Source organism: Sphingomonas sp. OV641 (assembly GCF_900109205.1).
GTDB lineage: Bacteria > Pseudomonadota > Alphaproteobacteria > Sphingomonadales > Sphingomonadaceae > Sphingomonas.
Genome location: NZ_FNZB01000002.1, coordinates 221,399 through 236,326, shown reverse-complemented (window position 1 = coordinate 236,326; position 14,928 = coordinate 221,399). Strand labels below are relative to the sequence as shown.

General features: G+C 67.2%; 14 protein-coding genes. 5 read left to right on the top strand and 9 right to left on the bottom strand.

All coding sequences use genetic code 11. The annotated features are described in order from the left end of the window. Positions 1-104: 104 nt before the first annotated feature. Entirely contained in the window at positions 105-731 is a 627-nt protein-coding gene (gene plsY, locus BMX36_RS12035) for a glycerol-3-phosphate 1-O-acyltransferase PlsY (RefSeq protein ID WP_093065814.1), read from the top strand. Further along, complete coding sequence (gene dprA / locus BMX36_RS12030; RefSeq protein ID WP_093065812.1) at positions 724-1,818, top strand: DNA-processing protein DprA; 1,095 nt, start codon at positions 724-726, stop codon at positions 1,816-1,818. The genes plsY and dprA overlap by 8 nt, the downstream gene beginning before the upstream one ends. Here dprA and BMX36_RS12025 read toward each other — a convergent pair whose 3' ends face one another. After that, positions 1,819-2,553: a Crp/Fnr family transcriptional regulator gene (locus BMX36_RS12025; protein WP_066776589.1), complete on the bottom strand. Its 735-nt coding sequence runs from the start codon at positions 2,551-2,553 to the stop codon at positions 1,819-1,821. A 127-nt stretch (positions 2,554-2,680) separates the two neighbouring features. Here BMX36_RS12025 and murA point away from each other — a divergent pair, with 127 nt between their 5' ends. Further along, positions 2,681-3,979: a UDP-N-acetylglucosamine 1-carboxyvinyltransferase gene (gene murA, locus BMX36_RS12020; RefSeq protein WP_066776592.1), complete on the top strand. Its 1,299-nt coding sequence runs from the start codon at positions 2,681-2,683 to the stop codon at positions 3,977-3,979. Positions 3,980-4,057: 78 nt separating this feature from the next. Here the strand turns inward: murA and BMX36_RS12015 are convergent, their stop codons facing one another. From BMX36_RS12015 to BMX36_RS11985, 7 genes are all read right to left on the bottom strand, one after another. Then, positions 4,058-4,501 carry a DMT family transporter gene (locus BMX36_RS12015; RefSeq protein WP_371262880.1) on the bottom strand — a complete coding sequence of 148 codons (444 nt, stop codon included), beginning with the start codon at positions 4,499-4,501 and terminating at the stop codon, positions 4,058-4,060. 86 nt (positions 4,502-4,587) lie between these two features. Further along, on the bottom strand, positions 4,588-6,048 hold the full coding sequence (locus tag BMX36_RS12010) for a flavin-containing monooxygenase (protein ID WP_093065808.1): 1,461 nt from the start codon (positions 6,046-6,048) through the stop codon (positions 4,588-4,590). A 173-nt stretch (positions 6,049-6,221) separates the two neighbouring features. After that, complete coding sequence (locus BMX36_RS12005; protein ID WP_177179124.1) at positions 6,222-6,629, bottom strand: hypothetical protein; 408 nt, start codon at positions 6,627-6,629, stop codon at positions 6,222-6,224. Between the two features lie 86 nt (positions 6,630-6,715). Beyond that, positions 6,716-7,048, bottom strand: coding sequence for a hypothetical protein (locus BMX36_RS12000; RefSeq protein WP_093065806.1), 333 nt, complete (start codon positions 7,046-7,048; stop codon positions 6,716-6,718). A gap of 172 nt (positions 7,049-7,220) precedes the next feature. Then, entirely contained in the window at positions 7,221-9,485 is a 2,265-nt protein-coding gene (locus BMX36_RS11995; protein ID WP_093065804.1) for an NADP-dependent malic enzyme, read from the bottom strand. Positions 9,486-9,557: 72 nt separating this feature from the next. Next, the gene (locus BMX36_RS11990; RefSeq protein ID WP_093065802.1) at positions 9,558-10,094 is read right to left on the bottom strand and encodes a DNA-3-methyladenine glycosylase I; all 537 of its coding nucleotides are present in this window, start codon (positions 10,092-10,094) and stop codon (positions 9,558-9,560) included. Beyond that, positions 10,091-10,486 (bottom strand): winged helix-turn-helix transcriptional regulator, encoded by a 396-nt coding sequence (locus BMX36_RS11985; protein ID WP_371262903.1) that lies wholly within the window; start codon positions 10,484-10,486, stop codon positions 10,091-10,093. Before BMX36_RS11985 ends, BMX36_RS11990 begins: the two co-directional genes overlap by 4 nt. A gap of 85 nt (positions 10,487-10,571) precedes the next feature. On the opposite strand from BMX36_RS11985, the gene BMX36_RS11980 reads away from it, so the two are divergent. Continuing rightward, on the top strand, positions 10,572-11,339 hold the full coding sequence (locus BMX36_RS11980) for an SDR family oxidoreductase (protein ID WP_093065798.1): 768 nt from the start codon (positions 10,572-10,574) through the stop codon (positions 11,337-11,339). On the opposite strand, the gene BMX36_RS11975 is transcribed toward BMX36_RS11980, so the two are convergent. Then, positions 11,323-11,817: a methylated-DNA--[protein]-cysteine S-methyltransferase gene (locus BMX36_RS11975; protein ID WP_066776608.1), complete on the bottom strand. Its 495-nt coding sequence runs from the start codon at positions 11,815-11,817 to the stop codon at positions 11,323-11,325. The two genes, BMX36_RS11980 and BMX36_RS11975, sit on opposite strands and share 17 nt — an antisense overlap. Positions 11,818-12,031: 214 nt before the next feature. Here BMX36_RS11975 and mutS point away from each other — a divergent pair, with 214 nt between their 5' ends. Next, positions 12,032-14,719, top strand: a complete 2,688-nt coding sequence (gene mutS / locus BMX36_RS11970; RefSeq protein ID WP_093066357.1) for a DNA mismatch repair protein MutS — start codon at positions 12,032-12,034, stop codon at positions 14,717-14,719. The last annotated feature ends 209 nt before the right edge of the window (positions 14,720-14,928 follow it).

Genomic DNA, 14,928 nt, shown 5'->3' with positions numbered 1-14,928 from the left:
TTAGAGAAGGTAACGGCGGCTTGGAAAGACGGCGCGGGCCCGCGCGACAATCACGCCGTTCTTGATCTGTATGTTGGAATTGCCGCGTTCATTGAGCTATCGTCATGATCAACGGAGGGATTGTACTGGACACCGAGATCATCTGGAAGCCAGCGGTGGCGGCGCTGATGCTTGGCTATCTGCTGGGCTCGATTCCGTTCGGCGTGCTGCTGACGCGCGCGGCGGGCGCGGGCGACCTGCGCCAGATCGGCTCGGGCAATATCGGCGCGACCAACGTACTGCGCACCGGGCGAAAGGGCCTGGCCGCGGCCACGCTGCTGCTGGATCTGGCCAAGGGATGGTGCGCGGTGGTGATCGCCACCGCTTTTCTGCCGGACAATGAACAGCTTGCCGCCGCCGGCGCCTTCATCGGACATTGCTATCCGCTGTGGCTGGCGTTTCGTGGCGGCAAGGGGGTGGCGACGCTGATGGGCATCGTGCTGGCGCTGCACCCGCCGCTCGGGCTGGTCTATGCCGTGGTGTGGCTCGGCCTGCTGGGCACGCTGCGCATCTCCTCCGTGGCGGGCATGGCGGCGGCGGCGAGCGCGCCGGTGGGCGCGGCGGTACTTGGCCGATTCGAACTGGTGCCGCTGCTGCTGGCGCTGGCGCTGATCGTGGTGTGGAAACACCGCGAGAATATCAGCCGCCTTCTGGTGGGGGCGGAGCCCAAAATCGGCAGCAAGCGTGGCTGATGCGGATCCGCCGGCCGACGCGTTCGACCGGCTCCGCCTGATCCGCACGCCCGGCGTCGGCCCGGTTACCTATCGCCAGCTGCTGCGCCGCTTCGGCAGCGCGCGCGCCGCCCTGGAGGCGCTGCCCGATCTGGCGAAGCGCGGTGGCGGGCGCGCGCAGACGCCGCCCGATCCGAAAGTGATCACGCGCGAGATGGAGGCGGTGGCGCAGCTCGGCGCGCGACACCTGTTCCTGGATGATCCGGCCTATCCCGCGCTGCTGGCCGAACTGGACGATGCGCCGGCCGCGCTGACGCTGCGCGGCACCTTGCCGGAGGCGAGCCGACCGGCGATTGCGATTGTCGGCGCGCGCAACGCATCGGCCGCGGCCTGCCGCTTCGCGCGCGGGCTGGCGCATGATCTGGCGGCCGAGGGCGCGACTGTCATCTCCGGCCTGGCGCGCGGGATCGACACGGCGGCGCACATGGGCGCTGGTGCGGCGACGGTAGCTGTGATCGCCGGCGGAATCGACGTTGCCTATCCGCCCGAAAATGCCGAGCTGCAGGAGCGGATCGGGCGCGACGCGCTGCTGATCGCCGAGATGCCGCCGGGGACGGAGCCGCGCGCGCGACACTTTCCTTATCGCAACCGGATCATCGCCGGGCTGGCGCATGGGACCGTGGTGGTGGAGGCGGCGCCGAAATCGGGCTCGCTGATCACTGCACGCCTCGCCAACGAGGCGGGACGCGAGGTGATGGCGGTGCCAGGCAGCCCGCTCGATCCGCGTGCGCAAGGCTGCAACCTATTGATCCGAGAAGGCGCGACGCTGATCCAGACCGCGGCCGATGTGTTGGAACAGGTGCGCCCCTTCGACCCGCGCGCCGTCCGCGCGCCGGTCTCCGACTATGCGCCGCAGCAGCCGGCCGATGCCGATGACGCCGCGCGGCGGGTGGTGACGGCGCTGCTCGGCCCGGTGCCTGTCGCGGTGGACGAAGTGATTCGCCAGTCCGCGGTTCCGCCGGCGGTGGTGCAGATGGTGCTTCTGGAACTGGAGCTTGGCGGCCGGCTCGAGCGCCATGCCGGCGGCCGCGTGAGCCTGATCGCCTGATCAGGTCGACGGCGGCAGCCAGGACAGGTCGAGCGCCGTCAGCCGATCGACGTAATTCGCCTCCCGCATCAGCTTTCCCTCGTCGAGCAGCGTCACGCGCCCGGAATCGCGCGCGATCAGCCCTTCATCCTCCAACTGGCGAAGCATGCGGTTGACGTGCACCGCCGTCAGCCCCGTGGCATCGCCGATCTCCTCCTGCGTAAGACCCGGCACGAAGCTGTTGCCGAGCGTCAGATCCAGCCGGCGCATGCGATTGCGCACGTGCAGCAGGACGGACGCGACGCGCGCCTTGGCCGAGGTGCGGCCAAGGCCGGCGAGCCGATCGGTGAGCATCACGCGCTCCGCCTGATCAAGCGCGACCATCGCCAGGAACAATCGCGGCTGCTGAAGTGCGATGCGCGCCAGCATGGCCCGGTCGAACGGGCAGACCACGCTGTCCGACAGAGCGGCAACAGTCTCGGGCGCCTGCGGATAAACCAGCGATGGCAGGGACACCATGTCGCCGGGGAACATGAAGCGGAGGATCTGGCGGCTGCCGTCATCAAGGATGACGAAGCTCATCATCATGCCGCTTTTCAGGATGAACAATTCGGTGGACGAATCATTCTCGCGCACGAGGGTCGCCCCCCGGCGCAGGCTGCGCTGGCGTTCCTCCAACTGCAGAAGTGCGGCCCGCTCCTTACCGCACAATGGGACGAATTCGCCGAGACGCTCGGCAAAACGGCTAACGGTCACGCGTGATTGCCCCTCGGATCAAGCATCTACCGCTAGTCGCCGTCAGGACCGGGGCGCATTAAAGTCGATCAACATCGTTACGCCTCAATCGCTTGGCGAGGCCATGGCGGTTCGATAGATGCGCGGGATGGACCGTATCCTTATCCGTGGTGGCAACCGGCTGTCGGGCAAGCTGCCCATTTCCGGCGCCAAGAACGCCGCCTTGACGCTGATGCCCTGCGCGCTGCTGACCGATCAGCCGCTGACGCTGCGCAACCTGCCCCGGCTCGCCGACGTGGATGGCTTTGGCCATTTGCTGAACCAGCTTGGCGCCTCCACGGCCATCGAGGGCACTCGGCCGGAGGAATTCGGCCGCGTGATGACGATCCGCACCGGCCAGCTCACCTCGACCGAGGCGCCCTATGACATCGTTCGCAAGATGCGCGCGTCGATCCTGGTGCTGGGGCCGATCCTGGCCCGGGCGGGCGAGGCGCGGGTGTCGCTGCCGGGCGGCTGCGCGATCGGCAATCGCCCGATCGACCTGCACCTCAAAGCGCTGGAAGCGATCGGCGCGGAGCTGGAAATGAGCGCGGGCTATGTCACCGCTCGCGCGCCGACCACCACTTCCGGCGCGCGGCGGCTGTCGGGCGGGCGCTATCGCTTCCCGGTGGTGTCGGTCGGCGCGACCGAAAATGTCGTGATGGCGGCGGTGACGGCGAAGGGATCGTCGCGGATCGAGAATGCCGCGCGCGAACCCGAGATCGTCGACCTGTGCCGCTGCCTCGTGGCGATGGGTGCGCAGATCGAGGGGATCGGCACCGAGACGCTGGAGATCGAGGGCGTCGATCGTCTGCACGGCGCGACCTACGCCGTCATGCCCGACCGCATCGAGGCGGGCAGCTATGCCTGCGCGGCGGCGATCACCGGCGGCAGCCTGGAGCTGGTGGGCATCGACGCCGAAAGCATGGGCGCGACCCTGTCGGCGCTGGCGGATGCGGGCGTGCTGGTGGAGCTGAAGAAGAATGCGGTGTGCGTGACGGCGCAGGGGCCGCTCCAGCCGCTGACGCTGACCACCGCGCCCTTCCCGGGCTTTGCCACCGACATGCAGGCACAGTTCATGGCAATGCTGTGCAAGGCGGATGGCGCCAGCGTGCTGACCGAGACGATCTTCGAAAACCGCTACATGCACGTGCCCGAGCTGGCGCGCATGGGGGCGGACATCACCGTTTCCGGGCGGACGGCCGTGGTGCGCGGCGTGGAGCGACTGGTCGGCGCGCCGGTGATGGCGACGGACCTGCGCGCATCGATGAGCCTGATCCTGGCGGGGCTCGCAGCAGAGGGCGAGACAGCGGTGAGCCGGGTGTATCACCTCGACCGCGGCTATGAGCGACTGGAGGAGAAGCTGTCGGCGGTGGGTGCGGATATCGAGCGCGTCAGCGACGGGTGAGGTGGCCGCAGGATCAGGCGGGTGCTGCTTGGTGCCGTCGAGGCCTTCGCATAGCTCCCGCCTTCACCGGATGAACTCTTACGCGGTCGACGACACTTTCATCAGCACAAGGCCGGACACAATGAGAGCGGCAGCGATGAGGCGCAGGGCGGTCGCGGCCTCGCCAAAGATGACGATCCCGACGATGAACGCACCGACTGCGCCGATACCTGTCCAGATCGTGTAGGCGGTGCCGAGCGGCAGCGAGCGCATCGCCCATGCCAGCAACCCGAAGCTGATCAACATGCCGACGCCCGTCACCACACTGGGCCATAGTTTCGTGAACCCGTGCGATTGTTTCATCGCCGAGGCCCAGACGATCTCGAACACGCCAGCAAAAACAAGAGCAATCCACGCCATGGCAGCCTTCCCGAAAGCTGCCGGGCCGTCCCGGTCTTGATCACCCGTCGTGGGGCGGGAACGTGGTCGCCGCCACCGAAACATGGCCGTTAATACGGATTTTTCAACGTGTGCCATCGCCATTGGTGGACGCTGGCGGGTCAAATCGCGCTGCGGGAGGAGAAGTCTGGCCGCGTTGCCCCACCCATTATGGGCGAGGCAACGCGGGGTCAGCGTAGCGCCACGGCCTCGCGATCCAGCACCGCCGTCTCCTCGGCATAGCTGGCGCAGTCGCTGGCCCAATTCTGGTACACCCGGCCGTTCGCCGCCTTGTACCAGCTGCGGCAATGTGGGTCGGCCCAGACGGTGCCGGACAGAAGCTGCGTGATCCGCTCGTTGAAGCGGCGCTGGCCGTCGGGGGTGACGTTCGCCGCCTTGGCCTTTTCCGCCTCCAGCGCCGACAGGGTCTGCAGCATGTAACCGACCTGCTGCTCGATCATGAAGCTGATCGAATTATGGCCGAGATTGGTGTTCGGGCCGTAGAGCATGAACATGTTGGGGAGGCCCGACACCATGATGCCGAGATAGGCCTCCGGCCCTTCCTTCCACGTTTCCTTGAGCGTGCGCCCTTCCTCGCCGACCACCTGCATCGACCAGTCCCATTGGGTGGTTTCGAAGCCGGTGGCGAAGATCAGCACGTCCAGCTCGTGGAAACCGTCAGTCGTGCGGACGCCATTGGCCTCGATCCGTTCGATCCCGTTGGTTTCGAGCGACACATTGTCGCGCATCAGCGCCGGGTAGAAATCGTCGGTGATGAGGATGCGCTTGCAGCCGATCGGGTAATCCGGCGTCAGCTTCGCGCGCAATTCCGGATCCGGCACCTGCTCCTCGAGATGATCCAGCGCGGTGCGGGTGAAGGAGGCGCGGCCCTCCGGCGTCCATTTGAACGCCTGCCAGAAGAAGCTGTCGGCATTGTCGAAGATCATTGCGCGCTGCGACGCCCCGAGCTTTGCGGCCATTTCGAGATTGGTAGCCATCAGCGCCTTGGTTTCGGGCGTGACGTGATTGTCGTTGCGCGGGATCACCCAATTGGGCGTGCGCTGAAACACCACCAGCTCTCCGGCGATTTTGGCGACCTCGGGAATGAGCTGAACCGCGCTGGCGGCCGAGCCGATCACGCCGACGCGCTTGCCGGCGAGATCGACCTTGTCGTTCCATTCGGCCGCATGCCACTTGGGCCCGGTGAAATCATGAACGCCGGCGATTTCGGGAAAGCAGGGGCGGCTGAGCTGGCCAAGCGCGGGAACGATCGCGTCGAACGTCTCGGTGACACCCTTTTCGGTGGTGATCGCCCAGGTGCCGGAGCCCGAATCCCATTTCGCCTGGGTCACGCCTTCGTTCAGGCGCAGCGCATCGGCCAGGCCGAACTGATCGACCAAGCTTTTGGTATAATCGTGAATTTCCGCGCCGCGCGCGTAATGGTGGCTCCAGTTCGGATTGGGCGCGAAGCTGAACTGATACAGGATCGCCGGCACGTCGCAGGCGACACCGGGATAGCGATTGGCGCGCCAGGTGCCGCCAACCGAATCGGCATGTTCGAAAACGGTAACGTCATGGCCGGCTTCGCGCGACTTGATGGCGGCGCACAGCCCACCCATTCCCGCACCGACCACCGCGATTCGCTTGCTCATCCGTCTCTCCACTTGCGGTCTCGGGCCGCTCGCCGGCGAGGATGCCTCGTCAGGCGCGTGGAGGGAAGAGGGTTTAAGTCGATTGCGTTAATGGATGCGCGGCGAACACCCTGTTGAGCGCGCCCGCCGCGGTGCCTGCTGGCCCACGGCGGGTGCGTCTCAGTTGAAGCGCCTCAGCGGCAGCGCACATTGTCCTTGTCGATCGACTTGCCGAGCGCGGCGCCGCCAGCGCCGCCAAGCAGCGCGCCGAGGAGGCCCGATCCGCCCGGACGAAGCGCCGTGCCGAGCACGCCGCCTGCAATGCCGCCGACGATCAGGCCAGTGGTGCCATCATCGCGGCGGCAATAATAGCGCCCGTCTCGACCGGCATAGACGCGATCATTGTCCCTCAGCCGGCGTTCGCTGTATCGCTTGTCGTCTCGATAATAACGGTCCGCTTCATAACCGCCGTAGGCGGGATCGGGACGGTTATAGTCATAGGCGGAATAGCCTCCGCCGCCATAGCCCGAGTCATAGCCGGTGCCCATGCAGCCGCTGACCATGGTTGCCGCACCGATTGCGGCCAACGCAACTTTCCGCATCGCTTCCTCCTTCGTACCTTTGACCAAAACCCAATGGCTGGGCCGGGCGAAAGGTTGCGACGAAGCGAAGCGATGCGGCCGATGAATCAACGGTAGTGGCGATCGTTCTTCTGGATCCGGACGCGGGCGCTCAGCCGGTCATAGCGGGCGTTGAGGTCGCGGCGTTCCGCGGCGGAAAGGCCATTGCCGCTGCGGCGGTAGCGATCTTCCAGCCGCGTCAGATCGCGGAACTGGCTGCGCAGGCGCCCGGCTTCGGCACGGTTCAGCGCGCCGCTGCGCACGCCCTGATCGATGCGCGCATCAATGGTGCGCTGGCGCTGGTTGATCGACTGCCACCCCTGCGCCGTAGCGGGAACGGCGGCGGTTGCGACACCCATACCGGCCAGGACAAGGGCGAGATGCCGAAACGCGCTCTTCATGATCTTACTCCTCTTTTCCGTCGCTTGGTGGCGACGGAAACAGAGGTAGGCGCGGGCTGTCGCGCGGCTGTGTCGCAAGCGCCGCTCAAGTGTAACGGCACGTCGCAGATCGTTCAGCTTCGTTCAGCTTTATGGCGCCCGCGGTGGTGATCACCGCGGGCGACGAAGCAGATTAGCGCGCGATGCCGCCCGCCGCGAGCACGGCAAGCGTCATCAGGTCGCCCGCGGTCGAGGTCATCGGGGCGATCTGCACCGGCTTCTCCATGCCGATCAGCATCGGGCCGATCACGCTATCCCCGCCCAGTTCGCGCAGCAGCTTGGCGGAGATATGCGCCGACTGGAGGCCGGGCATGATCAGCACATTGGCCGGGCCGGACAGGCGGGCGAACGGGTAATTGGCCATCTGCTTGGGATTGAGCGCCACGTCTGGCGGCATCTCGCCTTCATATTCGAAGCCGACGTTGCGCTTGTCCAGTTCGGTCACGGCATCGCGGATCCGTTCCAGGAAGGTGCCCTTGGGATTGCCGAAGGTGGAATAGCTGAGGAAAGCGACGCGCGGTTCATGGCCCATGCGACGCGCGACCGCAGCCGTCTGCTCTGCGATGTCGGCCATCTGTTCGGGCGTTGGCCGCTCGTTCATCGTCGTGTCGGCGATGAACACGGTGTGGCTCTGCCCGACCATGACGTGAATGCCAAAGGGGGTGCGGCCGGCCTCCGGATCGATCACGCGGCGCACCTCGCGCATGGACTGTGCCCAGGTGCGCGTGATGCCGGTGATCATCGCATCGGCATGGCCAAGCTGCAGCAGCACCGCGCCGAAAATGTTCCGATCCTGGTTGATCATCCGCTCGCAATCGCGGCGCAGATAGCCGCGCCGCTGGAGCCGCTTGTAGAGGAAGTCGACCATCTGCGGCACCAGCGGCGAGATGCGGCTGTTGTGCAGCTCATATTCTTCCGGATTCTGGATGCCGAGCGCGCGCAGCCGATCGGGCACGTCATCACGGCCGACCAGCACGGGGATGCCGTAGCCGCCTTCCTTGAAGTTGACGGCTGCGCGAAGCACCACTTCCTCCTCGCCTTCCGCGAACAGCACCCGCTTGGGATGCGCGCGCGCGCCCTCGTATGCGAGGCTGAGCACCGAGGTGGTCGGGTTGAGCCGCGCGCGCAGGCTCTGGCGATAGCCGTCCATGTCGAGGATCGGGCGCGTGGCGACGCCCGAATCCATCGCCGCCTTGGCAACCGCGGCGGAAACGACTTCCATCAGGCGCGGGTCGAACGGCGCCGGGATGATGTAATCGGGGCCGAAGACATGCTGCACGCCATAGGCCGCGGCGACTTCCTCGGGCACGCGCTCGCGCGCCAGCTCGGCGATCGCCTGCGCGGCGGCGATCTTCATCGCATCGTTGATCCCGGTCGCGCGTACGTCGAGCGCGCCGCGGAAGATGAACGGGAAGCCGATGACGTTGTTGACCTGGTTGGGATAGTCCGACCGGCCGGTGGCGATGATCGCGTCGGGGCGCGCCTCCTTCGCCAGTTCGGGGCGGATCTCCGGCTCCGGATTGGCCATGGCGAAGATGATCGGCGCGGGGGCCATGTCCTTGACCATTTCGGGCTTCAGCGCGCCGGCGGCGGAGAGGCCCAGGAACACGTCCGCGCCGTGCAGCGCCTCGGTCAGCGTGCGCCGGTCGGTGACGGCAGCGTGCGCCGACTGCCACTGGTTCACGTCCTCGCGGCCTTGGTAGATCACGCCGGTGCGATCGCACATGATGACATTGTCGTGCTGCACGCCCATCGCCTTCATCAGCTCGGTACAGGCGATCGCGGCGGCGCCGGCGCCGTTGACGACGACCTTGATGTCCTTGAGCGAGCGCTTGGTCAGCAGGCAGGCGTTGATGATGCCGGCCGCGGTGATGATCGCGGTGCCGTGCTGGTCGTCATGGAAGACCGGGATGTTCATCCGTTCGCGCAGCGTCTGCTCGATGATGAAGCATTCGGGGGCCTTGATGTCTTCAAGGTTGATGCCGCCGAATGATGGCTCCAGCAGTTCCACGCAGTTGATGAAGGCGTCGACGTCCTCGGTCTTCACTTCGAGGTCGATCGAATCGACGTCGGCGAAGCGCTTGAACAGCACCGCCTTGCCTTCCATCACCGGCTTGGAGGCGAGCGCGCCGAGATTGCCCATGCCCAGGATCGCGGTGCCGTTGGAGATGACGGCGACCAGATTGCCCTTGGCGGTATAGTCATAAGCGGTCGCGGGATCGTCGGCGATGGCCTGCACCGGCACCGCGACGCCGGGCGAATAGGCCAGCGACAGATCGCGCTGCGTCGCCATCGGCTTGGACGCGATGATCTCGATCTTGCCCGGGCGTCCCTCCGAATGGAACAGCAGCGCCTCGCGCTCCGAGAACTGGATCGTCGTGTTGGTCTTGTCGGTCATCTCGCCCCCGGCGGAAGGTTACATCCCAAGCCTTTAGGGGGTGCAGGGGGCGATGCAAACCGCACGCAAACGTCAACGGCGAAAGCAGTCGCGCTGATGGTCTTCGACGATCCCGACCGCCTGCATCCAGGCGTAAACAATCGTCGGGCCGACGAACTTGAAGCCGCGGCGCTTCATTTCCTTGGAGATGCGTTCGGACAGCGGCGTGGTGGCGAGCCATTGCGTGCCGTCGCTGACGACCGGCTTGCCATCGGTGAAGCCCCAGCAGAAATCGTGGAAGCCCGACGCGCCCATTTCCAGATAGATCTGGGCGCCGCGGATGGTAGCGAGGATCTTGGCGCGGGCGCGCACGATGCCGGCGTCCGCCATCAGGCGCTCGACATCCGCATCGCCGAACGCCGCGACCGCCGCGGGATCGAAGCCGGCGAAGGCAGCGCGGAAAGCGGCGCGCTTGTTGAGGATCACCTGCCAGGACAGGCCGGCCTGGAAGCCTTCCAGCATCAGCATCTCCCACAGCATCCGCGGATCGTGCTGCGGCACGCCCCATTCGGTGTCGTGGTAGGCGCGCATGAGATCGTTGCTCTCCGCCCATTGACAACGGATCGTCATGCCGCCGCACGTTCGTCGAAGGCGGCGCGGGCAGCCTCGATCCGATCGACATTCTTCGCCGCCCACACCCAGACCCCGCAAAAGGCATAGCTGAGCCCTTCGCCGAGATCGGTCAGGCGATAGTCAACGCGCGGGGGGACGGCCGCATGAACCGTGCGGATGACGAGCCCGTCACGTTCCATCTGGCGCAGCGTCTGAGTCAGCATCTTCTGGCTGATGCCCTCTGCTGCGCGCAGCAGCTGCGAGAAGCGCTGCTCGCCGGCTTCGGTCAGCACCTCCAGCAGGATCATGGTCCATTTGTCGGCGACGCGGCCGATCACCTGAGTGACGAGCGCCTCCACCCGCGGATCGAGATCGGCGGGGTAGTCGTGATCGATTTCCGGTATCTGCACGGTAAGTACCCCACTTTCAGGTGCCTTCTTCCCGATGGTAACCACGGGGACTATCTGCAGTCCAGCAATTCCGATGGAGGCCAGCATGAACATCTCGGGCAACACGATCCTGATCACCGGCGGGGGCAGCGGCATCGGCCGTGCGCTTGCGGAGGCGCTGCATGCCAAGGGCAACAAGGTGATCGTCGCGGGTCGGCGGCAGGCGGCGCTGGACGACGTGGTTGCGGCCAATCCGGGCATGGCGGCCGTGATGCTGGACGTGGGCGATCCGGCTGCGATACGCGAAGTGTCCGCCCGGCTGGTTGCCGAGCATCCCGATCTTAACGTCGTGATCCAGAATGCCGGGATCATGGTGGCGGAAGATGTCGCGGCCGACGAATGGACGCTCGACACGGCCGAGGCGACGATCACGACGAACCTGCTCGGCCCGATCCGGCTGACCGCCGCGCTGCTGCCGCACCTGAAGGACAAGGACGGGGCGACCATCATGACGGTCTCCTCAGGCCTCGCCTTTGTGCCGCTGGTCGCGACGCCGACCTATTGCGCGACCAAGGCAGCGATCCACAGCTGGTCCCAATCGCTGCGCGTGCAACTGGCGGGCAGCGGTGTCGGCGTGATCGAGCTCGTGCCGCCGGGGGTGCAGACCGAGCTGATGCCGGGGCATGACACCGACCCCAATGCGATGCCGCTTGCCGATTACATCGCCGAGGTGATGGCGATCCTGGAGGCGAACCCGACGGGTGAGGAGATCGTGGTGGCGCGCTGTCGTCCGCTGCGCGCGGCGCAGGACGATGCCGCGCATGGCGCCGTCTTCGCGCGGCTGAATGCCAGCTTCCTCAACAAAGCCGGCTGACGCGGCTTTCGAGATCGAGCAGCAGGATCTTGTTCGGCAAGCCGCCGCCGAACCCGGTAAGCGCGCCGTTGCTGCCGATCACCCGGTGGCACGGCGCGACGATCGGCAGCGGATTGCGCCCGTTCGCCGCGCCGACCGCCCGCGTCGCGCTGGGCCGGCCGATCGCGCGGGCGATATCGGCATAGCTGCGCGTCTCGCCATAAGGGATGGCGAGCAACTGCGCCCAGACCGCGCGCTGGAAGGCGGTGCCGACGGGATCGAGCGGCAGATCGAAGGTGCGGCGGGTGCCGGCGAAATATTCCTCGAGCTGCCGGACGGCAGCGGCGATCACCGGATGATCGGGCGCCGCGATGCGCGGCGCGTAACGGGCCTGCATCGCCGCATCGTCATCCCACAGGATCGCGGCAAGGCCCGCGTCGCTGGCGATCAGCGTGAGATCGCCGGTGGGCGAGGGGACAATGGTGGTCGCAAAGGTCATGGCGCGGCTCCTTCGGCAACGTCCTGATAGACGGCGCGGGCGCGCGCGTCCCGCCGCTTGCGGCCAAAGCGCTCTCGTCAGCGGCGGCATGTCTGGCTAGACAGGGGCGATCCGCCGGGCGGCGCGGCACATGCCGCCCGCTTCGCATCCGCCACGTCTCCACCGCCCGTTCCGACACCCGAAAGCCATGGCCGAACCCACCGCTCCCACGCCGATGATGGCGCAATATCTGGCGCTGAAGGAAGAGGCGGGCGATTGCCTGCTGTTCTATCGCATGGGCGATTTCTTCGAGCTGTTCTTCGAGGATGCGCGCATCGCGAGCGGCGTGCTCGACATTGCGCTGACCGCGCGGGGCGAGCACGCCGGCGTCAAGATCCCGATGTGCGGCGTGCCGGTTCATTCGGCGACCGCCTATCTCCAGCGGCTGATCAAGGCGGGGCACCGCGTCGCGATCGCCGAACAGACGGAGAGCCCGGAGGAAGCGCGCAAGGCGCGCGGATCGAAGGCGCTGGTCAACCGGGCGATCATCCGCTTCGTCACGGCGGGCACGCTGACCGAGGAAGCGCTGCTCGATGCGCGCAGTGCGAACTGGTGCGTCGCCGTCGGTGAGGCGGCGGGCGTGGTCGGGATCGCGGCGGCGGACGTGTCGACCGGGCGGTTCGAGGTGATCGCCTGCTCCCCCCAGGCGCTGGGCGCGGAGCTCGCCCGGCTGGCGGCGGCGGAAGTGGTCGCGGCAGAGGGCAGCGATGCGCCGGCGACGGTGTGGCGACCGCGCGGCGATTTCGACAGCGCGCGGGCTGAGGAGCGGCTGAAGCGCCTGCATGGCGTCGCGACGCTCGACGGCTTCGGCCAGTTCGACCGCGCGATGCTGGCCGCGGCAGGCGGGCTGATCGCCTATCTCGACCATAATGGAAAGGGCGCGCTGCCGTTCCTGCGTGCGCCGGTGATCCGCCGCAGTGCGGAGACGATGGCGATCGATGCGGCGACGCGCGACAGCCTGGAACTGACCTGCACGTCGGGCGGAACGCGCAAGGGCAGCCTGCTGGATGCGGTGGATCGTACGGTGACGGGCGCGGGCGCGCGGTTGCTTGCGGCCGATATCGGTGCGCCGCTGATGGACAAGGCAGCGATCGAGGCGCGGCTGGCGCTGGTGACCTTGTTCCACGATGATGCCGACCTGTGCGCGCGGCTGCGCGAGCGGTTGCGCGCACTGCCCGACATCGGGCGAGCGATCGGGCGGTTGGCGGCGGGGCGTGGCTCCCCGCGCGATCTGGGGCAGCTGCGCGACGGGCTGGACGGGGCGTGGCTTCTGGCGGAGGCTCTTGAGCCCGTTGCCCCCCACACCGTTCGTGCTGAGCCTGTCGAAGCACGGATCGAGGGCGCTGCGCTTGCGACACGCCCCCTTCGGCAAAGCTCAGGACAGGCTTCAACAAGCTCAGGGCGAACGGGGGAAGGGGGTAACCTGCTCTCTCAGCTCACGCCCCGGCTGCGCGGCCATGGGGAGCTGATCGACCTGCTCAAGCGCGCGCTGGTGCCCTCGCCGCCTATCGATGCCGCGAACGGCGGCTTCATCGCGGAAGGCTATGACGCGGCGCTCGACGATCTGCGCGACGCCGGATCCGGCGGGCGGCGGGCGATCGCGGCGCTGGAGGCGCGCTATCGCACCGAGACCGGGATCAACGCGCTGAAGATCCGGCACAACAATGTGCTGGGCTATCATGTCGAGGTGCCGGCGAAGAATGCCGATGCGCTGATGAAGCCCGACAGCGGCTTTACGCACCGCCAGACGATGGCGGGCGCAGTGCGCTTCAACGCGCCCGAGCTGCATGAGGTGGCGAGCCGGGTGACGCAGGCCGGCGCACATGCGGTGGCGGCCGAGGCGGCGCATCTGGAGGATCTCATCGCCGCCGCACTGGCATCGGCCGAGCCGATCGCGGCGACCGCCGATGCGCTGGCGCGGCTGGATGTGGCGGCGGGGCTGGCGGAGCGGGCGGCCGAGGGCGGCTGGGCGCGGCCGAGCCTGGTGGAACATCCGTGTTTCGAGATCACCGGCGGTCGGCACCCGGTGGTCGAGGCGGCGGTGGCGAAATCGGGCGAGCGGTTCGTCGCCAATGATTGCGCGCTGTCGGAAGCGTCGCGGCTCTGGCTCGTGACGGGGCCGAACATGGGCGGCAAGTCGACGTTCCTGCGGCAGAATGCGCTGATCGCGGTGCTGGCGCAGGCGGGGAGCTATGTGCCCGCGACCAGCGCGACGCTGGGGTTGGTCGACCGATTGTTCAGCCGCGTCGGTGCGTCGGACAATCTGGCGCGCGGGCGCTCCACCTTCATGGTCGAGATGGTCGAAACCGCCGCCATCCTGGCGCAGGCGACGCCCAACAGCTTCGTCATCCTGGACGAAGTGGGGCGCGGCACCTCGACCTATGACGGGCTCGCGATCGCCTGGGCGGTGGTCGAGGCGATCCATGAGGACAATCGCTGCCGCTGCCTGTTCGCGACGCATTACCACGAACTGACGCGGCTCGCCGAGCGCTGCGACGCTTTGTCGCTGCATCACGTGCGGGCACGCGAGTGGAAGGGCGAGCTGGTCCTGCTGCACGAAGTGGCGGAGGGGCCGGCGGATCGCAGCTATGGCCTTGCCGTGGCGCGGCTCGCGGGCATGCCACCGGCGACGGTGGCGCGGGCGAAATCGGTGCTGGCGAAGCTGGAGGCGGGTCGCGCAAAGACCGGCGGGCTGGCGGCGGGGCTGGATGATCTGCCGTTGTTCGCCGCGGCAGCGGCGGCAGTGGAGGAGGCGCGCGATCCGCTGCGCGAAGCGGTGGAAGGGCTGGACGTCGATACGCTTTCGCCGCGCGAGGCGCTGGACCAGCTCTATCGGTTGAAGGCGCTGGTTCGGGAAGCATAGCGCCGTCATCCCCGCGAAGGCGGGGATCCATATTCTCCAACGTCCTCGATAGAAGCGAGACGTCAGCCTGTATGGATCCCCGCCTCCGCGGGGATGACGGTAGTTTGAGTCGCGATGTCGCGCCGCAGCCGTTCCCCGGCTGAGGTCTTGGCTCAGATGGGAGGGCTGAGGTGGCGGAGTGCAGCGCGTGTTTACCACCCGTCCTCAAC

What these genes read in the sequence shown, in the direction of transcription:
- plsY (WP_093065814.1), top strand. Translation starts at nt 105, where the DNA reads ATGATCAACGGAGGGATTGTACTGGACACCGAGATCATCTGGAAGCCA.
- murA (WP_066776592.1), top strand. Translation starts at nt 2,681, where the DNA reads ATGGACCGTATCCTTATCCGTGGTGGCAACCGGCTGTCGGGCAAGCTG.
- BMX36_RS12015 (WP_371262880.1), bottom strand. Translation starts at nt 4,501, where the DNA reads ATGGCGATGGCACACGTTGAAAAATCCGTATTAACGGCCATGTTTCGG.
- BMX36_RS12010 (WP_093065808.1), bottom strand. Translation starts at nt 6,048, where the DNA reads ATGAGCAAGCGAATCGCGGTGGTCGGTGCGGGAATGGGTGGGCTGTGC.
- BMX36_RS12005 (WP_177179124.1), bottom strand. Translation starts at nt 6,629, where the DNA reads ATGCGGAAAGTTGCGTTGGCCGCAATCGGTGCGGCAACCATGGTCAGC.
- BMX36_RS12000 (WP_093065806.1), bottom strand. Translation starts at nt 7,048, where the DNA reads ATGAAGAGCGCGTTTCGGCATCTCGCCCTTGTCCTGGCCGGTATGGGT.
- BMX36_RS11995 (WP_093065804.1), bottom strand. Translation starts at nt 9,485, where the DNA reads ATGACCGACAAGACCAACACGACGATCCAGTTCTCGGAGCGCGAGGCG.
- BMX36_RS11990 (WP_093065802.1), bottom strand. Translation starts at nt 10,094, where the DNA reads ATGACGATCCGTTGTCAATGGGCGGAGAGCAACGATCTCATGCGCGCC.
- BMX36_RS11980 (WP_093065798.1), top strand. Translation starts at nt 10,572, where the DNA reads ATGAACATCTCGGGCAACACGATCCTGATCACCGGCGGGGGCAGCGGC.
- BMX36_RS11975 (WP_066776608.1), bottom strand. Translation starts at nt 11,817, where the DNA reads ATGACCTTTGCGACCACCATTGTCCCCTCGCCCACCGGCGATCTCACG.
- mutS (WP_093066357.1), top strand. Translation starts at nt 12,032, where the DNA reads ATGATGGCGCAATATCTGGCGCTGAAGGAAGAGGCGGGCGATTGCCTG.